General features: G+C 74.0%; 13 protein-coding genes. 8 read left to right on the top strand and 5 right to left on the bottom strand.

The annotated features are described in order from the left end of the window. Positions 1 to 4 precede the first annotated feature (4 nt). The 3 genes from ACWCXC_RS20990 (at position 5) to ACWCXC_RS20980 (ending at position 4,360) form a co-directional block, all read left to right on the top strand. A complete protein-coding gene (locus tag ACWCXC_RS20990) occupies positions 5 to 1,201 on the top strand; it encodes a lipid-transfer protein (RefSeq protein WP_450685489.1) in 1,197 nt (398 codons plus the stop codon). A 123-nt stretch (positions 1,202 to 1,324) separates the two neighbouring features. Continuing rightward, the gene (locus ACWCXC_RS20985) at positions 1,325 to 2,746 is read left to right on the top strand and encodes an MFS transporter (RefSeq protein WP_450685484.1); all 1,422 of its coding nucleotides are present in this window, start codon (positions 1,325 to 1,327) and stop codon (positions 2,744 to 2,746) included. 114 nt (positions 2,747 to 2,860) lie between these two features. Continuing rightward, on the top strand, positions 2,861 to 4,360 hold the full coding sequence (locus ACWCXC_RS20980) for an FAD-dependent monooxygenase (protein ID WP_450890178.1): 1,500 nt from the start codon (positions 2,861 to 2,863) through the stop codon (positions 4,358 to 4,360). A gap of 60 nt (positions 4,361 to 4,420) precedes the next feature. Here the strand turns inward: ACWCXC_RS20980 and ACWCXC_RS20975 are convergent, their stop codons facing one another. After that, complete coding sequence (locus tag ACWCXC_RS20975; protein ID WP_450890177.1) at positions 4,421 to 4,786, bottom strand: hypothetical protein; 366 nt, start codon at positions 4,784 to 4,786, stop codon at positions 4,421 to 4,423. 266 nt (positions 4,787 to 5,052) lie between these two features. Between ACWCXC_RS20975 and ACWCXC_RS20970 the strand changes: the two genes are divergently transcribed. Both ACWCXC_RS20970 and ACWCXC_RS20965 read left to right on the top strand, forming a co-directional pair. Next, a complete protein-coding gene (locus ACWCXC_RS20970) occupies positions 5,053 to 8,121 on the top strand; it encodes an ATP-binding protein (protein WP_450890176.1) in 3,069 nt (1,022 codons plus the stop codon). A gap of 584 nt (positions 8,122 to 8,705) precedes the next feature. After that, on the top strand, positions 8,706 to 12,500 hold the full coding sequence (locus ACWCXC_RS20965) for a carboxypeptidase regulatory-like domain-containing protein (protein WP_450890175.1): 3,795 nt from the start codon (positions 8,706 to 8,708) through the stop codon (positions 12,498 to 12,500). Between the two features lie 114 nt (positions 12,501 to 12,614). Here the strand turns inward: ACWCXC_RS20965 and ACWCXC_RS20960 are convergent, their stop codons facing one another. Further along, positions 12,615 to 13,247: a response regulator gene (locus ACWCXC_RS20960; RefSeq protein ID WP_450685527.1), complete on the bottom strand. Its 633-nt coding sequence runs from the start codon at positions 13,245 to 13,247 to the stop codon at positions 12,615 to 12,617. Between the two features lie 204 nt (positions 13,248 to 13,451). Here ACWCXC_RS20960 and ACWCXC_RS20955 point away from each other — a divergent pair, with 204 nt between their 5' ends. Further along, the gene (locus tag ACWCXC_RS20955) at positions 13,452 to 14,150 is read left to right on the top strand and encodes a hypothetical protein (protein WP_450685513.1); all 699 of its coding nucleotides are present in this window, start codon (positions 13,452 to 13,454) and stop codon (positions 14,148 to 14,150) included. On the opposite strand, the gene ACWCXC_RS20950 is transcribed toward ACWCXC_RS20955, so the two are convergent. The 3 genes from ACWCXC_RS20950 to ACWCXC_RS20940 are packed head-to-tail and all read right to left on the bottom strand — an operon-like array spanning position 14,143 to position 17,044. Then, entirely contained in the window at positions 14,143 to 15,366 is a 1,224-nt protein-coding gene (locus ACWCXC_RS20950) for a sensor histidine kinase (RefSeq protein ID WP_450890220.1), read from the bottom strand. The two genes, ACWCXC_RS20955 and ACWCXC_RS20950, sit on opposite strands and share 8 nt — an antisense overlap. Before the next feature lie 11 nt (positions 15,367 to 15,377). Then, complete coding sequence (locus ACWCXC_RS20945; protein ID WP_383632596.1) at positions 15,378 to 16,100, bottom strand: ABC transporter permease; 723 nt, start codon at positions 16,098 to 16,100, stop codon at positions 15,378 to 15,380. After that, positions 16,100 to 17,044 (bottom strand): ABC transporter ATP-binding protein, encoded by a 945-nt coding sequence (locus tag ACWCXC_RS20940; protein WP_450890174.1) that lies wholly within the window; start codon positions 17,042 to 17,044, stop codon positions 16,100 to 16,102. Before ACWCXC_RS20940 ends, ACWCXC_RS20945 begins: the two co-directional genes overlap by 1 nt. A gap of 311 nt (positions 17,045 to 17,355) precedes the next feature. Between ACWCXC_RS20940 and ACWCXC_RS20935 the strand changes: the two genes are divergently transcribed. Continuing rightward, entirely contained in the window at positions 17,356 to 18,228 is an 873-nt protein-coding gene (locus tag ACWCXC_RS20935; protein ID WP_450685515.1) for a MaoC/PaaZ C-terminal domain-containing protein, read from the top strand. A 147-nt stretch (positions 18,229 to 18,375) separates the two neighbouring features. Further along, positions 18,376 to 19,452: a Zn-dependent alcohol dehydrogenase gene (locus tag ACWCXC_RS20930; protein ID WP_450685516.1), complete on the top strand. Its 1,077-nt coding sequence runs from the start codon at positions 18,376 to 18,378 to the stop codon at positions 19,450 to 19,452. Position 19,453: the final 1 nt, after the last annotated feature.

Genomic DNA, 19,453 nt, shown 5'->3' with positions numbered 1-19,453 from the left:
CATGATGAAGGTCTACATCGTCGGCGTCGGGATGACGAGGTTCGAGAAGCCCGAGACCCGCGACTGGCAGTACTGGGACATGGTCGAGGAGGCCGGCACGGCCGCGCTCACCGACGCCTCGCTCACCTACCGCGACATCGAACAGGCCGTGGTCGGCTACTGCTTCCAGCCCTCCACCGCCGGACAGCGCGCCGTCTACGCCCTCGGCCTCACCGGCATCCCCGTCTACAACGTCAACAACAACTGCGCCACCGGCTCCACCGCCCTGATGACGGCCCGCCAGTTCGTCCAGGGCGGAGCCGCCGACTGCGTCCTCGCGGCCGGCTTCGAGAAGATGGCGCGCGGCTCGCTCGGCGGCGGCGGGGCCGACGGCGGCGCCGCCGACTTCAAGACGTCACCGGTCGCCCGGCACTACGGGATCATGGCCGCCGCCCACGGCTTCGAGATGACCCCGCCCACCGCGCAGATCTTCGGCAACGCCGCCCGCGAGCACATGGCGCGATACGGCACCACCGAGGCGCAGCTCGCCGCCGTCGCCGCCAAGAACCACCGCCACTCCGCCGACAACCCGTACGCCCAGTTCCGCGACCCGTACACCGTCGAGGAGGTCCTCGCCGCCAAACCGGTCCACCACCCGCTCACCCGGCTCCAGTGCTCCCCGACCTCCGACGGGGCGGCGGCGGCCGTCGTCGTCTCCGAGCGCTTCGTCGAGGAGCACGGTCTCGGGGACCGGGCCGTGGAGATCGCCGCCCAGGCCATGACCACCGACACCGAGGACTCCTTCGCCTCCGGCACCTGCGTCGACGCGGTCGGACTCCCCATGTCGCGGGAGGCCGCCCGCCGGGTGTACGAGACCGCCGGGATCTCGGCCGACGACCTCGACGTCATCGAACTCCACGACTGCTTCTCCATCAACGAACTCCTCACCTACGAGGCGCTGGGCCTGTGCGGCGAGGGCGAGTCCGGGGCGCTCGTCGAGTCCGGGGCCACCACCCACGGCGGCCGCTGGGTCGTCAACCCCTCCGGCGGGCTGATCTCCAAGGGCCACCCGCTCGGCGCCACCGGCATCGCCCAGGCCGCCGAACTCACCTGGCAGCTCCGGGGCGAGGCGGGCCCCCGCCAGGTCCCGGGCGCCCGCACCGCCCTCGCCCACAACATCGGACTCGGCGGGGCCGCCGTGGTGACCCTGCTGCGCCGCTGACCCCCGCGTCCCCCACCGGGGCCCACGACCCGGGCCGGGACCCCGGTCGTAGGCCCCGGGAACGAGGACGCCACGGTCCGGAAACCGATGTACGGGGTAGGGGGCGGCTGCGAGGATGACGCCATGGTTGACGTCTCGACGCCCACACACCGCACCACCCGGACCCGCGCCCGCACCTGGGCGGTCGTCCTCGCCGCCTGCACCGGTCAGTTCCTCGTCGTCCTCGACGTGTCCGTCGTCAACGTCGCCCTGCCGTCCATGCGCACCGATCTGGGACTCAGCGCCGCGGGTCTGCAATGGGTGCTCAACGCCTACTCGATCGCCTTCGCCGGCTTCATGCTCCTGGGCGGACGCGCCGCCGATCTCTACGGCCGCAAACGGATGTTCCTCGTCGGACTCGGCCTGTTCACCGCCGCCTCGCTCGCCGGCGGACTCGCCCAGGAGGGCTGGCAGCTGCTGGCCGCCCGCGCCGGCCAGGGGCTCGGCGCCGCCGTCCTCGCCCCGGCCACCCTGACCCTGCTCACCGCCGCGGTCCCCGAGGGCCCCGCCCGCGCCCGCGCCATCGGCACCTGGATGGCCGTCGGCGCGGGCGGCGGCGCGGCCGGCGGACTCATCGGCGGGGTGCTCACCGACACCCTCTCCTGGCGGTGGGTGCTGCTCATCAACGTGCCCATCGGGGTCCTCGTGCTGATCGGCGCCGCGCTCGTCCTCGCCGAGGGCCGGGCCGGCGAGCGCAGCCGCGTCGACCTGCTGGGCGCGGTGCTCGTCACGGCGGGCCTGGCGCTGGTCGCCTACGGCATCGTCCAGACCGAGGAATCCGGCTGGACCGCGTCGGCCACCCTGCTGCCGCTGCTCGGCGGCGCCGCCCTGCTCGCCCTGTTCGTCCTCGTCGAGGCGCGCACCGCCCACCCGCTGATGCCCCTGCGGGTCCTGGGCGCCCGCGCCGTGGCCTCGGCGAACACCGCGATGCTCATCATCGGCTCCGCCACGTTCTCCATGTGGTACTTCATGACGGTGTACGCGCAGAACGTCCTCGGGTACTCCGCGCTCGGCGCCGGTCTCGCCCTGATGCCCACCTCGGTGGCCATCGTCGTCTTCTCCAAGATCGCCCCCCGGCTCATGGTGTTCACCGGCGCGAAGAACCTCACCCTGATCGGAACGGCCGTCGCCGCGGCGGGCTTCGGCTGGCAGTCCACGATGACCGCCGACGGCTCCTACCTCACCTCCATCTGCCTGCCCGGCATCCTCATGATGGCCGGTACGGGCCTGGCGGCCACCCCGCTCGCCTCCCTCGCCACCTCCGGCGCCGCCCCCGGCGAGGCCGGCCTGGTCTCCGGCCTCGTCAACACCTCCCGCACCATGGGCGGCGCCCTCGGCCTCGCCGTCCTCTCCACCGTCGCCGCCGCCCGCACGGCCGGCTCCGCCGACCCGGTGGACCTCACCGCCGGCTACGCGATCGCCTTCCGGACGGCCTGCTGCGTCCTGCTCGGCGGACTGCTGCTGATGGCCTTCTGGCTGCCGCGCAGGGCCACGGCACAGTCCTGACACCGGGCGGGCGCCGGAGACCGGCCCGGGGGCCGGCGAACTGCCGGAGACGTCTCCCGACGCATACGATGAGCGGGCCGACGCCGTCGGGGGTGAGCTACGGAGGGTGCACAGGTGCGACGTCCCGCGGTTCTCGTCGTGGGGGCCGGGCCGACCGGACTGGCCCTGGCGTGCGGCCTCGCCGCGGCGCGGTTGCCGGTCAGGGTCGTCGACAGACGCGCGGGACCGTCCGACGCCTCACGGGCACTGGGCCTGCAACCCGGAGGTGCCGAGGTCCTGGACCGGCTGGGCGCGCTCGAAGGGCTGCCGGAGCGGTCGGTCCACGCGTCGGAGTTCGTCACCTACGTGAACGGACGGCGACTGCTCCGCCTGGAAGTCGGCGCGCATGCCGCTCGGGTGAACCGCCCCGTGCTGATCAATTCGCAGGCCGAGGTGGAGGCGGGACTCCGCCGCCGGCTGCGTGCCCTCGGTGTCGAGGTGGAATGGGGCGCGGAGTACGTCGCCGCCCACCGGACCGCCGACGGTGTGACGGTTCGGCTCGGGGACGACGTGGTCCACCCGGCATGGCTGGTCGGCTGCGACGGGGCGCACAGCCGGGTACGGGAATCGGCCGGCATCGATTTCGCGGGGGCGTCCACGGCGGAGGCGTTCTATCTGTCGGACCTGCGCGCGGCGCTGCCCCTCCCCAGGGACGTGGTGTCCGCGTGGCTGCACAAGCGGGGAATGTTCGGTGTCTTCCCGCTGCCCGGAAACGATGTGTGGCGCCTCGTGGCCTCGGCCCCGCCGGACATCGGGGACCTCGACGCCGGTCAGGCGTCGGACGCGCTGAGGACGGCCTTGCGGGACCGGGCGGGCATCCGGCCGCCGGAGGACTGGGACGTTCTGTGGACGTCCGCGTTCCGTGTCCAGCGCCGTCTCGCCGCCCGGTACCGGTCCGGCCGGATTCTGCTGGCGGGAGACGCCGCCCACGTGCACAGCCCGTTCGGCGGGCAGGGAATGAACACCGGCCTCGGGGACGCGGAGAACCTGGCCTGGAAGCTCGCCCTGGTCGTCTCCGGACGCGCCGGGGAAGGCCTGCTCGATACGTACGAGGCCGAGCGCCGGCCGGTGGCACGCGAGGTGGTGGCGGCCACCAGTGGCCTTACCCGCCTGGCGGTCGGGGAGAACCCGCTGATCCGCGCCGTCCGCGACCGCGTGCTGGCCCCGGCCCTCGCTCTCCCCGCCGCTCAGCGGTTCCTGTGGGAGAAGTCCTCGCAGCTCAGAACCCACTACCGCGGCGGACCTCTCGCGATGCGGCGCCCGGGGCCGCGCATCGGAGCCGCCCCGCGCCCCGGTGATCGCGTACCGGACCTGCCGTGTCTGCGGGACGACGGCGTCCGCACCCGACTGCACCACGCGATCGCCCCCCGGTGGGCCCTCGTCTCCCCGGGCCGGGACATCACGGCGTTCGCGTCGACCGCGCGCCGGCGCCTGGGGGAGGACGTCACCGTGCTGGCCCTTGCCGAACCCGGGGACAGCCGGACGGTCATGCTGGTACGCCCCGACGGTCATCTGGGGTGGGCGGGGACCCGGCCCGGTTCCCTGCACGACTGGCTGTCCCGCGCCCTCGGCTGAACGGGTGTGGTCCTCCGCATCGTGCGAAGGACCACACCCGCCTTCGTCAGAGCCCGTCTTCTACGCCATGGCGAGCAGTGAGGCGAGGAAGAAGGACATCAGTCCGCCGAAGAACAACACGGCCGCGGCGCCGTCCGTGGCCCTGTCCAGCCCCCGGAGGTAGCCGGCGCCGTCGGAGGAGGTGGTGCCCAGGGTGCAGGAGGCCGCGCCCGCGGCCTGCGCCGTCCAGCTGTTCTCCTCGTACGAGTCGCAGACGACCGCCGGGGCGTCGGGCAGGGCGGTGTTCAGCCTGAACGTCGTGTAGCCGGACCACGGGCCGTAGTCGACACCGTCGTAGGCACGCACCCGATAGCGCAAAGTCTTGCCCGAGGGAAGCTTGTTCGTCGCCGGGACGGTGAGCTTGGTGAGGGAGGCGACGTAGCGCATCCCGCTGTACGCGTTGAGCTGCGAGGGGCGCGAGGGCGTCGTCCTGCCGCGCGTCGCCGAGGCGGGGCGGAGCGTTTGCCGCGAGGGGCCGGGAGCGTGGGCCCACGGGTGAGGCGGTTCCGCGCCCGGCTGCCGCCGCGCGCCATCCTGTGAGGCACTGACCTTGCGGAAGGATCACTTCCGAAGATCGCGTGACCCCCTGGTGGGATGGGGTCCCGGCAGGCGAGGATGGCCGCGCGGAGACAGCGAGGGGAGTGGCACGGCGGATGCGCGGCGAGCGGAACACGGCGGCACACCAGGTCGTTCACCCCACCCCGGGCCTTCCCCGCGGCATCCCGGACCCCCGCCCCGAGACCGTTCCCGATCACCGGCCCCGGCCCCGGGCCCCCCGCTTCATCGGGCGGGACGCCGAACTCCGTGACCTCCTCGACGCCCTGACGCCCGGTCGGCCCGCCGCCCTCGTCGTGGTCGAGGGGGAGGCCGGGATCGGGAAGAGCCGCCTGGTGCGGGAGGCGCTGCGGATGCGCCGCGAGCACCGGGACGCGCACGCGGCGGGCGCGAAGAGCGCGGCGGATACGGGGGACGCGGGGGGCGGGGCTGCCGACGGCACGCTGACCGCCGTCTGCCCGCCGTTCCGGGACGCGCTCACCTTCGGGCCGATCATCGACGCGGTGCGGGACGCCCGGCCCGAAGGCCCCGCCGGGCTCGGTCTCTCACCGCTGGCCGGGGTGCTGCGTCCGCTGCTTCCCGAGTGGGCCGACGACCTCCAGCCCGTTCCCGAACCCGTGCCGGACCCGGGCGCGGCCCGCCACCGGCTGCTGCGCGCGCTGGCCGAACTCCTCGACCGGCTGGCCGTACGGATCCTGGTCGTCGAGGACGTCCACTGGGCCGACGACGCGACGCTCGACTTCCTTCTCTTCCTCACCACCCGCCCCACCCGCACCGTCAGCCTGGTGCTCACCTACCGCCCCGAGGACCTGCCCCCCGGCTCCCTGCTGCCCCGGCTGACCTCCCGCCCGGCGGCGGGCGGTCGCCATGTCCGCCTCGCCCTGCGCCCGCTGGACGTCGCGGACACCGCCGGACTCGTCTCGTCGATGCTGGACGACGACCACGTCTCCGACGCCTTCTCCACCTTCCTGCACGCCCGCACCGACGGCATCCCGCTCGCCCTGGAGGAGTCCGTCCACCTGCTGCGCGACCGCGCGGACCTGGTGCGCCGGGAGGACGAGTGGGTACGCCACGCCCTCGCGGACATCGCCGTCCCGCCGACCATCCGCGACGCCGTCGCCGAACGCGTCGCCCGCCTGGACCCGGACGCCAGGGCCGTCCTGGAGGCCGCCGCCGTCCTCGGTGAACCCGCCGCCGAGGAGGTGCTGTTCGCGGTCGCCGGACTGCCCGCGGACCGGGCCCGGCCCGCCGCCGACGCCGCCGTCCGGGGCGGGCTGCTCGCCGAGGGCGCGTACGGACGCCTCGCCTTCCGGCACGCCCTGCCCGCCCAGGCCGTCCACGACGGACTCACCGCCCGCGACCGGGCCCGGCTGCACGCCCGTGCCGGCCGCGCCCTGGCGGAGGGCGCCCGCCCCTCACCGGCCCGCCTCGCCCACCACTTCCGGGGCGCCGGCGACCTCGCCCCCTGGCTCCGCCACGGCGAACGGGCCGCCGACCTGGCCCTCGCCGCGGGCGACCAGCGGACCGCCGTCGCCTTCGTCCACGATCTGCTGACCATCCCCGGCCTGCCCGCCCGCGACATCGTCCGGCTGGTCCGCAAGGTCCCGCTGCACACCTACGGCGGCTTCCGCAACCGGGACGAGATGCTGCGCACCCTGCGCGACTGCCTCACCGACGACGGCCTCTCCCCGAGAGAGCGCGCCGACGTCCATATGCAGCTCGGCCGGATCATCCACGCGGCCGGTGAACTGCGCCCCTCCCAGGATGAGTTCGAGCAGGCCATCCAGGGCCTGGCCGACGAACCCCTGGAGGCCGCGCGGGCCATGATCCTGCTCGGGGTGCCGACCGACTCCCCGCTGCCCGTCGCCGCCCATCTGCGCTGGCTCGACCGGGCGGCCGAGCTGATGGAGCGCGACGTCCCCGAGGAGCGGCGGCTGTTCTACCGGGTCAGCTGGTCCAACGCCCTGCTGCAACTCGGCGAGGAGGCCGGCTGGCAGCCCGTCGACGGCTTCCTCCGCGACGAGAGCGAGGTGGAGCCCGGCGATGTCCTCCACCTCAACCGGGGACTGCTCAACTCCGGTGCCCATGCCATGTACTGGGGCCGCCACGCCGAGGCCCGGCACCTCCTCGACCGCGCCCTCGACCAGGCCGACCGCCACGGCATCCCGGGCCAGCGCATGATGATCGCGGCCAACGCCGTCCACCTGGACTGGTTCTGCGGCCACTGGGAGAACTACCCCGAACGAGTCCGGGCCCTGGCGGAGTCCGAGGACGATCCGCGCTTCCTCGCGGAGAAGCGGCTCCTCCTCGGCCTGCACGACCTCGCGGCGGGCGATCGCCCGACCGCGGAGGAACGGCTCGCCGCCGCGCTCGACGAGGGCCTGCGCGGCGGGGACCTGCTCCTCCAGGCCGAACCCGCCGGGGCCCTCGGCCGCCTCCACCTCGCCGCCGGCGACCCGGGCCGGGCCCTGGCCGCCACCGAGCAGGTCACCGGCACCCTGACCGCCAAGGGACTGTGGGTGCTGGGCGCCGAACTCCTGCCCGCGCGCGTCGAGGCGCTCCTCGCGACCGGCCGGACCGAGGAGGCCGAACGGCTCACCGACGCGTTCGCCCGGGGCACCACCGGCCGCTCCATCCCCGCCGCTGCCGCCGCCGCGCTCGTCTGCCGGGCCCTCGTCACCGAGGCCCACGCGCCCGCGGACCGGGCCGCCGACGCCTGGGCGACCGCCGCCGCGGCCTGGCGCGCCCTGCCCCGCCCGTACGAGGCCCTGCTCGCCGCCGAGCGCGAGGCCGTCCACCGGATCGCGGCCGGTCCGCCCGAACCGGGCATCGCGCGCCTCCACGACGTGCGGCGGGAGCTGGACGCGCTCGGCGCGCGCGGTGACGCCGACCGGGTGGCGGCGGCCCTGCGCGAGCACGGCGAGGCCGCCCGCGTGGTCTGGCGCGGCGGCCGGCGCGGGTACGGCGACCGCCTCTCGCCCCGGGAGACCGAAGTCGTCCGGCTGCTTCTCGACGGGCTGACCAACCGGGAGATCGCCGCCGCGCTCTCCCGGTCGCCCAAGACCGTCGCCGCCCAGCTGAAATCGGCCATGCGCAAGCACGGCGTGACGACCCGCACCGCCCTCGCGGTGAGCGTGGCGAAGACCGGACTGACCCCGGCCGACTAGCGACGCGGCCGGACCTTCGACGGCGGAGGCGGGACGGCGAAGGCGGGGAGCGTGACGCGGTACGGGGCCCGGCCCCCGTACCGCGTACGCCTCCCGCGCCCCACCCCGCGGCCCCAACCCCCGGGCCGGGCCCGCACGCACGTCCCGAACCCTGGGCAGCGCCCTACCCGGTGGCCCCGAACCCCCGGCCGCGCCGCGCTCGTCCCGAATCCCGGGTCTCAATCCGGCGCCGCCCCCCGTTCTTTGAGGCATCCGCCCAATCGCAACCGGTCCCGTCCGCGCCCGAGACTGCGGGGGTCACCCGCCCGTTCCGCGACCGCGACCGTACGAGAGCACCCCTCTTCCATGAACAGCCAGGCTCCCGAGCCGACCCCCGAGCCCCCGGCCGACCCTCCGATCCCTCCGATCCCCCCGTCCGGCGAACCCTCCCCGGACGGGGCACCGCGTCCCGCCGCACCCCCGCGGCCGGACGCGGACGGCTACGAACCCCTCTGAAGACCGGCCCACCCGGCCCCTCCCCCGAAAGGCTCCCCGTGAGTCCGAGACCCGACCACCGCCCGCCCCGGAGACAGCGCATACGCGCCGTGTTCACCTACGCCGCCGTGGCGTGCTTCGCCCTCGGCCTGCTGTCGGCGTCACCCACGGCCCTCGCGGCGACGGACGCCCCCTCCACGGGCGCGACGGCCCCCGCCGACCCCACCGTCCAGCCGTACACCCCCACCGACTGCAACAGCCCGGCGCAGAAGACCGGGTACGCCCGCTGCCTCTCGCTGGTGAACACCCGCACGGACCAGAACATCCGGGCCCGGTCCGCCGCCTCCGGCCCGCCGGCCACCTCGCTCGGCCCGAAGGAGATCCAGGCCGCCTACAAGCTGCCCGACACCGGTGAGGGCCGGACCGTCGCCATCGTCGACGCGTTCGGCAACTCCCGTGCCGAGGAGGACCTCGCCGTCTTCCGCGCCCACCACGGCCTGCCCGCCTGCACCACGGCCAACGGCTGCTTCCGCAAGGTCGACCAGCGCGGCGGCACCGACTACCCGGCCGACGACGCGGGCTGGGCCACCGAGACCTCGCTCGACCTCGACGCCGTGTCGGCGGCCTGCCCCAGCTGCAAGATCCTGCTGGTCCAGGCCGACGACAACTCGCTCGACAACCTCGGCGCCGCCGTCGGCACGGCCGTCCGTCTCGGCGCCAAGTTCGTCTCGAACTCCTACGGCGTCGACGGCGAGGGAGCCGACCAGACGCTCTACGACCACTACTACGACCACCCCGGCGTCGTCATCACGGTCTCCTCGGGCGACACCGGCCATGTGCAGAGCTGGCCGTCCACCAACCCGAACGTCGTCTCCGTCGGCGGCACCCGGCTGACCGCCGCGCCCGGTACCGAGCGCGGCTGGACCGAGACCGCCTGGGCCAGCGCCGGCTCCGGCTGCTCGCGCTACGAGGCCACCCCCGCCTACCAGGAGGGCATCGAGACCGGCTGCGACACCCGGTCCACGTCCGACATCTCCGCCGACGCGGACCCGGCCTCCGGACTCGGCGTCTACGACACCGTCGGCAACGACGGCTGGCTCCAGGTCGGCGGCACCAGCCTCTCCGCCCCGCTCGTCGCGGCCATGTACGCGCTGGCCGGCGACCCCGCGCCGTCGACGTACCCGGTGACCTACCCGTACGCCTACACCGGCGACAGCGGCCTCAACGACGTCACCCAGGGCAGCAACGACGCCTGCGGCGACATCACCTGCACCGCCGGGCCGGGCTACGACGGCCCGACCGGACTCGGCACCCCCAACGGCGTGTCCGCCCTGACCTTCGGCGAGAGCGGCACCCTCACCGGCCGGATCACCGCCGGGGCCGACGGCGCCCCGCTGGCCGGAGCCGTGGTCCGCGCCGCCGACGAGGCGAGCGGACGCAGCTTCCGTACGACGACCGGCGCCGACGGCCGCTACACCCTGTCCGCCGCCACCGGCACCTACCGGATCACCGCCTCGCTGTTCGGTTACGCCGACGCCACCGGAGCGGCCACGAAGGTCGGCAAGGGCACCAGCACCACCGTCGACCTGAGCCTCGTCAAGACCGCCACCACCAAGATCAGCGGCACCGTCAAGGACGGCGCCGAGCAGGGCTGGCCGCTCGCGAGCCGGATCACCGTCGACGGCTACCCCGGCGGCGCGGTGTTCACCGACCCGGAGACCGGCGCCTACTCCGTCGACCTCCCGCGCGGGGCCACGTACCAACTGCACGCCACCCCGCTCAGCCCCGGCTACCACACCACCGATCTCACCGTCGAGGTCGGCGATGCCGACGTGACCCGGAACATCACCTCGGTGCCGGACCGGGCGGTGTGCCTCGCCCCCGGCTACGGCAACGCGGCCATGGCCGACTTCGACGGCTGGACCGGCCCCAAGAACGGCTGGACCGTCAGCGGTGCCGCCCCGGGCTGGCAGTTCGACGCCCCGCTCGGCATCGACAACATGACCGGCGGCAGCGGCAACTTCGCCACCGCCAACAGCCTCGCCCACGACTTCGCGGCCGAGGACACCTCTCTCGTCTCCCCGGTCGTCGACCTGCGCGGACACGAGGCACGGCTCGACTTCGACTCGATGTTCGGCGGCGCCGAGGGCGCCGCGTCGGGGACCGTCGACCTCTCCGTCGACGGCGGCACCACCTGGAACACCGTGTGGAAGGCCGTCAACGACCCGGTCGACCTGCACGCCGGCCACGAGACCGTGAAGCTTCCGCAGGCCGAGGGCAAGTCCCGGGTCCGCATCCGCTTCCACTTCACCAGCACCGCCGGCGAACTCGGCGTCTGGCAGACCGACAGCGTCCAGCTCGGCGGATGCCGCGCGCTCCCCGGCGCCCTGCTCACCGGCACCGTCACCGACGGCAACACCAAGAAGCCCGTCAACGGCGCCACGGTCACCGACCCGGCCGCCCCGTACACCGCCGGACACAGCGCGGCGACCGAAGGCAACCCCGCCGACAAGGGCGGCCGTTACTGGCTCTTCGCCCCCGGCGCCGGCACGCACGCCCTCACCGTCTCCGCCCCGCGCTACGCGACCGGCACCCACACGGTGAAGGTCACCCCGGGCCGGATCACCCGGTTCGACCTCCGTCTGGAGGCCGGGCACGTGGTCGCCACGCCCTCCGCCTCCTTCGACGCCGACCTCGGCCGGAAGCGGACGAAGACCGTCACCCTCACCAACACCGGCCGGGCGCCGGTGACGGTGGACCTCGGCGAGCAGACCACCACGGCGAAGCCCGCGAAGTCCGCCGACGGGGCCGCCTGGTCGAGCCTGCCGGACTATCCCGAGCCCATCGCGATGAACGCCGTCAGCACCTACGCCGGCAAGGTCTACTCCGTCGGCGGCTTCGACCGCGCCGTCGGCGCGACGCTGACGACGCACGGCTACGTGTACGAGCCGGCCGCTGGCGCCTGGCGGCGCATCGCCGACCTGCCGGAACCGCTCTCGGGGACCTCGTCCGCCTTCATCGACGGCACGCTCTACGTGGCCGGCGGCGAGGACGGCGACGCCGTGTCCCGCTCCACGGTGTACGCCTACCACCCCGCGACGGACACCTGGACCCGCACCGCCGCCCTTCCCCAGGCCGTCAAGTTCGCGGGCACGGCGGTCCTCGACGGGAAGCTGTACGTCGTCTCCGGGTGCGTGGACGACTGCACCAAGCCCACCAAGGCCGTCTACCGCTATACACCGTCGTCCGACCGCTGGACCAGGGTCGCCGACCACCCGACGGCGCTCACCAGCACGGTGTGCGCGGGCGTCGCCGGTGAGGTGATCTGCGCCGGCGGCCAGGACCGCGCCCGCGACCAGAGCCTGACCCCGGCGGCGTACGCCTACCGTCCGTCGACCGACTCCTGGCGGCGCATCGCCGACATGCCCGACGGCATGACGGGCGCCGCCGGGGCCGGGGCGAACGGCCGGATGCAGGTCGTCGGCGGTTACAGCGACGACACCCCGTTCGCCTCCGCCGCCGCCTACGAGTACGACCCGGTCACCGGTGCCTGGTCCGCACTGCCGGACTCTCCGTACCCCGTCTACCAGGGCGGTGTGGGCTGCGGGCTCTACGAGATCGGCGGCGGGCAGTCCGTCCGCTCGTACCTCGTCGGAGGCGTCCGCGCCTCCTACCTGCCGGGCTACGACCAGTGCGGCGACGACGACGTCTCCTGGCTCTCCGCGAAGCGCACGCACCTCACGCTGAAGCCCGGACAGTCGGCCACCGTGCCCGTCACCGCCGACGCCGGCGCGGTCCCCGCCGCCGGCACGTACACCGCCGACCTCACCCTCGGCACCGACTCGCCCTACACCGGGCAGGCCGTGGCGGTCACCCTGAACGCGGCCGAACGCCGCCACCACTGACCGCCCGCTCCGGGCGCCGCCGAGCGGGCGGGACGTTCGGAGCACGCTCCAGGGGCCCGCGCGGACGCGAACCGTCCGCGCGGGCCCCGCGCCGTTTCCCGCCCCCCGGCGTCCTCAGAGCCAGCCCTGCTGCCGGGCCGCCCGGACCGCCTCCATCCGGTTGCGGGTCCCCGTCTTCCCGATCGCCGACGACAGGTAGTTGCGGACCGTCGACTCCGACAGGCTCAGCTTCCGCGCGATGTCGGCGACCGTCGCCCCGTCCACCGAGGCGACCAGCGCGTCCCGCTCCCGGGCCGTCAGCGGACTCGGCCCCGCGCTCAGCGCGGCGGCGGCCAGCGCCGGATCGACCACCGTCTCCCCGGCCAGCACCGTGCGGATCGCCGCCGCCAGATCCTCCACCGGCCCGTCCTTCACCAGGAACCCGGCCGCCCCCGCCTCCATCGCCCGCCGCAGATACCCGGGCCGGCCGAACGTCGTGAGGATCAGCACCCGGCAGTCCGGCACCTCCTCCCGAAGGTCCGCCGCCGCGTCCAGACCGCTGCGCCCCGGCAGTTCGATGTCCAGCAGCGCCACATCGGGCCGGGACTCCAGCGCCGCCGGCACGATCGCGTCGCCGGTCCCCACCTGCGCCACCACCTCGATGTCCGGTTCGAGCCCGAGCAGCAGCGCGAGCGCCCCGCGCATCATTCCCTGGTCCTCGGCGAGGAGGACCCGTACGGACTTGGACGGCCGGTGGTCCTGCGGCATCTCGTTCACGGGAACAGCGTAGGGCCGCACGCCCGTTGGGAGCCGTCACGCACCTCCGCGCGGATATTCGACGCCGTTCGACGGAACCGATCCGCTGCGACAGAACCTGGACATTCACGCGATCATTCCAGGACGGGGCCGCCCCTACTGTCGTGGTGTCAGCGGGAGAACACACCGCACCCGACACACTCGCTGGAGACCACGATGCGCTCGCTCACCCCCGCCCGTTCCGCCCGGCTCGCCCTGACCGCCGCCGCGGTCGCCGCCCTCGCCCTGACCGCCACGGCCTGCGGGCCCGAGGACACCGCGGGCGCCGGGGGCACCACCACACCCCCCGCCGCGGCCACCGGGGGGAGCGGAAAGCCCTCCGGGGACGGTGCGGGCCAGGACACCTCGGGAGGCGCCTCGCCCACCGGCACCCCGGACGCGGGAACCGGCGGGGAACAGGGCACCTCCGGTTCCTCCGGCTCGGGCAGCGGCGACAAGAGCGGCTACGGCCAGTCCTGCGGCACCAACGACCTGGACCTCACCGTCACGTGGGAGGCCCGGCCGATCAGCCACTACATCGTCACGGCCAAGGCGAAGTCCGGGATCACCTGCTACCTCGACGTCAACACGCCCAGCGTCTCCTTCGGCTCCAAGGCCGAGGGCGTCGCCTCCCCGGTCGGCCAGGGCGGCGAGGACCCGATCAAGCTCGGCGGCTCCGCCGTCGCCTACGCGGGCATCTCCCCGAAGACCACCCCCGGCGACGCGGGCGTCCAGTTCGACCACGTCGTCATCGCCGTCCGCGAGGACGACCCGGACCCGGCCGACGTCGAACTCCCCGACACCGCCACCGTCGAGAAGCCGATCGTCACCAACTGGTCCACCCGGAAGGACGAGGTCGTCCCGCGCATCATCTGACCGCGTCCGCGTCCGCGTCCGCGTCCGCGTTCACGTCCCCGGGCGGCCCCGCGTGCGCCTCCGCCCCCGTGTCCGCCGGCAGCTCCGCCCTGACCGTGAAGCCGCCCGAGTGGGCGGGGCCGGCGGTGAGGGAGCCGCCGGCGGCGGCGAGGCGTTCGGTGAGGCCCTTGAGGCCGGTGCCGCCGATGCCGGGGGAGGGCGGGGCGGCGGGGGTGGTGCCGTCGTCGGTGACGGTGAGGTGGACGCGGTCGGCGGTGCCGTCGACGACGAAGGAGCAGGTCGTGGCCGAGGAGTGGCGGACGACGTTGGTGACGGCCTCGCGGACCACCCAGCCGAGCAGGGCCTCGGTCTGCGGGGCGAGCGGCGGGCCGGAGCGGCGGACCGACGGGGTGATGCCGGCGGCGGTCAACGCGGAGCGGGCGCGGTCCAGTTCGGTGGCGAGGCTGCCCTCGCGGTAGCCGGTGACGGCCTCCCGGATCTCGGTGAGCGCCTGCCGGCCCACGGACTCGATGTCGGCGACCTGGAGGAGGGCGGCGTCCATGTCGCGGGGGGCCAGCCGACGGGCCGCCTCGGACTTCACGACGATGACGGAGAGCGTGTGGCCCAGGAGGTCGTGGAGGTCCCGGGAGAAGCGCAGCCGCTCCTTCTCGACGGCGGTGCGGGCCAGCTCCTCACGGGTGGAGGCCAGCTCCCGCACGGTCTCCGACAGGGTGAGGATCGCCGCCGTCACCGCGCCCGAGATGAACGTGCCGTACGCCAGGGTCCAGGGGGTCGCCGCCCCGTCCTCGCGCCACACCGCGATCAGGCAGACCGACACGGCGAGGGCGAACAGCACGGCGGCGAGCCAGCGGCGGCGCAGGATCGTCCCGCAGGCCAGGGAGAGCAGAGGGAAGAAGAGCAGCCAGCTCCCGCCGTAGCCGATCGCCAGCCCGAAGGTGATCACGGCCATCGTTCCCAGCAGGACGTACGAGACGCGGCTCTCGCGCTTCTCCTTGGTGAACCCCCGGGCCACCAGGGAGATGTAGAGGCTGTTGAAGGCGAGCAGCCCCAGCCCGCCGATCCACGGGTTGGGGGTCTTGCCCTGGAAGAGGTTGGAGAAGGATCCCAGGCCCATCAGCAGCCAGGGGAGCAGGGCGTACGGCCCGGGGCCCGGCCCGCGCCGCTCCTTCCGCAGCCGGCGCCGTTCCCGGAACCCCTCCGTGCCGTACCCCAGCATGTCCACTCCCGTCACACGGTCCTCGCGGACCGACGGTACGAGATCACGGCGTACCCGCCGAACAGCGCCAGCCAGAAGAGGAGGACGCCGACGGTCGCGAGGCCGGGGGCGTGTCCGTCGGTGATCGCCCAGCCCAGGTCGGCGAAGCGGTTGGCCGGGGTGAGGGTCCCGAAGGAGCGGATCCAGCCGGGCATGACCTCCATCGGGAACCAGAGGCCGCCGATGATCGCGAAGCCCATCAGACAGGCGATGTTGACCACTCCGGTCCCCTGCGGGGTCAGCCGGTAGCCGTTGCCCAGGCCGAGCATGGTGAAGGGCAGCGCGCCGATCCAGAGCAGCAGGACCAGCGCGGCCCACTGCCAGGCCGCCATCCGTACGCCGTTGACCAGCCCGCCGGCCAGCAGCACGGTCAGGATCGTCGGCAGCACGGTCACCGAGCCGCTGATCGCCCGGCCCACCACCGCGTGCGTGGGGGCGAGCGGGGTGACCCTCAACTGCTGGAGCCAGCCGAGGGACTTGTCGGAGGCGACGCCCGTACCGATGGACATCGCGGAGCCCAGGGCGCCGTACGCGGCCATGCCGACCATCGAGGCGGTCTTCCAGCCGTCGACGTCGCCGCCCCCGCCGATGTTGGTGAAGATCAGGTACATCATCACGGGCATGCCCGTGCCGAAGATCAGGAACGAGGCGTCCCGGAGGGTGCGGCGGACCTCGAGCATCACGTACTGGTACATCAGACGGATTCCTTCGTGAGGCGGGAGGCGCCGGCGCCCGGCGCGGTGAGGGAGAGGAAGGCGGCCTCCAGCGAGGCCTGGGCGACCTGGAGGTTGCGGACGGCGTTCAGCCGGGCCAGTTCCATGACGGTGGCGTCGGAGTCCTCGGTGTGCAGGACGGCCCGGTCGCCGGTGATCTCGACCGTCACCACCCCGGGCAGCAGCTCCAGGCCCTCGGTGGGCCGGCCCGCCAGATCGAAGGAGACCCGGCTGTGGCCGGCCTCGGCCTTGATGGCCTCGCCGCTGCCGTCGGCCACGATCCGGCCCCGGTCGACGACGACGATCCGGTCGGCGTTCTCGTCGGCCTCCTCCAGGTAGTGGGTGGAGAAGATCACGGTGTTGCCGCGCCGGGCGTAGCCCCGCATCGACTCCCAGAAGGTGTGCCGGGCCTCCACGTCCAGGGCGGCGGTCGGCTCGTCCAGCACGATCAGCTCGGGGTTCCCCGCCAGCGCGACGGCGAACCGCACCCGCTGGAGCTGGCCGCCGGACAGCTTGTCGATCCGCCGGCCCGCGTACGGGGCGACCCCCGCCAGCTCCAGCGCCTCGGCGACCGGCATCGGCTGCGGATACGTGGAGGCGACGAACGTGACCAGCTCCTGGACGGTCACCCGGGGGATCGGCTGCCCCTCCTGGAGCATCGCGCCCACCAGACCGGCCCGCACCGCCTGTTCGGGGGTGCGGCCCAGCACCCGCACACTGCCGGAGTCCGGCTCGTTCAGCCCGAGCAGCAGACTGATCGCGGTGGACTTGCCGGCCCCGTTGCGGCCGAGCAGGGCGACGGTCTCGCCGCGCTCGACGGTGAGCCCGATCCCGTCCACGGCCCGCACGGTCCGCTCCGCCCGGCCGAAGGTCTTCACCGCCCCGGTGAACACCACCGCGGCTTCGTTCCCCGTTGTCTTCGTCATGGCTACGACGCTACGGAGTCCGCCGCGCCCGGGGCAGAGGCGCTTGTACGGACTCCGCGATGACAAATGTCACCGGTGAGCCGTGGACGTATCGCCCCCGGCCGTTGCCGACGGCCCGAATCCGGCACACATTGAAGCGATCTGACGACACGTCAGGAGTCTTCCCATGTGCTGGGGGCTGCGTTATACATAGGGCCAGCCGGATAGAACGCGTTCTAGAACAGGCGCGCCCCGGTCCCGTACGACCTCGGTGCGGCCGACGGTGCGGACGGCCGCGCCGGGGTCTTTCACCGTCGAGGAGCAGCTTCCCCATGCCCATTGATGCCGAGAAGGCTCTCGCCGCCGAACCCCGGACCAGCCGGATCGACTGGGACCACAAGGACGTCCAGCTCTACCACCTCGGGATCGGGGCGGGCGCCCGCCCCGACGTCGCCGCCCCCGCGACCGACCCCGGCGAACTGCGCTACACCCTGGAGTCCCGGCTCCAGGTGCTGCCCTCCTTCGCCACGGTCGCCGGCGCGGGGCTCGGCACCTCGGCGGGCCTCTCCTCGCCCGGGATCGACGTCGACCTCGCCGCCGTCCTGCACGGCGGCCAGAGCGTTCGGGTGCACCGGCCGATCCCGGTCAGCGGCTCCGCCGTCCAGACCTCGAAGGTCGCCGCCGTGTACGACAAGGTCAAGGCGGCCGTCCTGGTGCTGCGGACCGAGGCCGCCGACGAGGACGGACCGCTGTGGACCAGCGACGCCCAGATCTTCGTACGCGGGGAGGGAGGCTTCGGCGGGGAGCGCGGCCCCTCGGAGCGGACCGCGTACCCCGCCGTCGCCCCGAACCGGGTCGTCGAACGCCCCGTCCGCCCCGACCAGGCCCTGCTCTACCGCCTCTCCGGCGACTGGAACCCGCTCCATGCCGACCCCGAGTTCGCCGCGCTCGCCGGCTTCGACCGGCCGATCCTGCACGGCCTGTGCACCTACGGCATGACGCTCAAGGCCGTCACCGACACGGTCCTGGGCGGCGACGCCTCCCGCGTCCGCGCCTACCGCACCCGGTTCACCGGGGTCGTGTTCCCCGGCGAGACCCTGCGCATCGCGATGTGGACCTCCCGGAAGCAGGTACGCGTCGAGGTGAGCGCCGTGGAACGGGACGGCGCCCCGGTCCTCGGCGACACCTTCGTCGAACACGACTGACCGGGACGCCGGATCCCGCACCCCGGAGAGCGACCCGGACATCGGACCCGCACGCCGGACGCCGGATCCGGACCCCGCACCCCCGACCCGCACCGCAACGAGAACGAACCCATCACCGCACCACCGGCCCGTGAGGGGAGCCGCACCATGCGCGCAGCCGTACTGCACGAGATCGGCCAGGAGAAACTCGAAGTACTCGACGACGTCGAGGCGGTGGGCTTCGGCCCCGGCAAGGTGAAGCTCCGCATCCGGGCCACCGGCCTCTGCCACTCCGACGTCTCCGCGATGAGCGGCGTCCTGCCGCAGCCCGCCCCCTTCATCCCCGGCCACGAGGGCGCCGGCGAGGTCGTCGACGTCGGCGACGGGGTGACCGGACTGAGCGCCGGGGACCGGGTGCTGGTCTGCTGGCTGCCGGCCTGCGGCGCCTGCGCCTCCTGCAAGCGCGGCCAGACCCAGCTCTGCCTCGCCGGCTTCATGAACGCGGGCACCCCCAACTTCAAGCGCCCCGGCGGTGACGTCTTCGGCTTCGCCGGCACCGGCACCTTCACCGAGGAGGTCGTCGTGGGCGCCGGCTGCGCGGTGCCCATCCCCGACGACGTCCCGTTCGAGATCGCCGCCCTGATCGGCTGCGGGGTCACCACCGGCCTCGGCGCGGCCATCAACACCGCACGGGTGGAGGCCGGTTCCTCGGTCGCCGTGATCGGCTGCGGCGGCGTCGGCATCTCCACGATCCAGGGCGCCCGGGTCCAGGGCGCCGCCCAGATCGTCGCCGTCGACCCGGTGGCCTCCCGGCGCGAGGCGGCCCTGCGCTTCGGCGCCACCGAGGCCGTCTCGCCCGAGGAGTTCACCGACGCCAAGCAGCGGATCACCGCGGGCGAGGGCTTCGACTACGTCTTCGAGGTCGTCGGCAAGTCCGCCACCGCCCGCACCGCCTACGAGCACACCCGGCGCGGCGGCACCCTCTGCATCGTCGGCGCGGGCGCCATGGACGACCACTTCCAGGTCAACATGTTCGAGCTGTTCTTCGACGAGAAGCGCATCCTGCCCTCCATGTACGGCGGCGGGGACGTCCTGCGCTCCTACGAGCGGGCCATCGCCCTCTGGCGGGCCGGCCGCATCGACCTGGAGTCGATGATCACCCACCGGGTCCGGCTCGACGGCATCAACGACGCCCTCGACCAGATGCGGACCGGCGAGTCGCTGCGCACCTGCATCGAACTCTGAC

It is taken from the genome of Streptomyces sp. NPDC001515 (genome assembly GCF_053597115.1).
Note: the sequence above shows the minus strand (reverse complement) of the source record. Positions and strands in the feature narration are given on the sequence as shown.

Coding starts and splice junctions, on each gene's coding strand:
- ACWCXC_RS20990 (WP_450685489.1), top strand. CDS start 5: ATGAAGGTCTACATCGTCGGCGTCGGGATGACGAGGTTCGAGAAGCCC.
- ACWCXC_RS20985 (WP_450685484.1), top strand. CDS start 1,325: ATGGTTGACGTCTCGACGCCCACACACCGCACCACCCGGACCCGCGCC.
- ACWCXC_RS20975 (WP_450890177.1), bottom strand. CDS start 4,786: ATGCGCTACGTCGCCTCCCTCACCAAGCTCACCGTCCCGGCGACGAAC.
- ACWCXC_RS20970 (WP_450890176.1), top strand. CDS start 5,053: ATGCGCGGCGAGCGGAACACGGCGGCACACCAGGTCGTTCACCCCACC.
- ACWCXC_RS20960 (WP_450685527.1), bottom strand. CDS start 13,247: ATGCCGCAGGACCACCGGCCGTCCAAGTCCGTACGGGTCCTCCTCGCC.
- ACWCXC_RS20955 (WP_450685513.1), top strand. CDS start 13,452: ATGCGCTCGCTCACCCCCGCCCGTTCCGCCCGGCTCGCCCTGACCGCC.
- ACWCXC_RS20950 (WP_450890220.1), bottom strand. CDS start 15,366: ATGCTGGGGTACGGCACGGAGGGGTTCCGGGAACGGCGCCGGCTGCGG.
- ACWCXC_RS20945 (WP_383632596.1), bottom strand. CDS start 16,100: ATGTACCAGTACGTGATGCTCGAGGTCCGCCGCACCCTCCGGGACGCC.
- ACWCXC_RS20940 (WP_450890174.1), bottom strand. CDS start 17,044: ATGACGAAGACAACGGGGAACGAAGCCGCGGTGGTGTTCACCGGGGCG.
- ACWCXC_RS20935 (WP_450685515.1), top strand. CDS start 17,356: ATGCCCATTGATGCCGAGAAGGCTCTCGCCGCCGAACCCCGGACCAGC.
- ACWCXC_RS20930 (WP_450685516.1), top strand. CDS start 18,376: ATGCGCGCAGCCGTACTGCACGAGATCGGCCAGGAGAAACTCGAAGTA.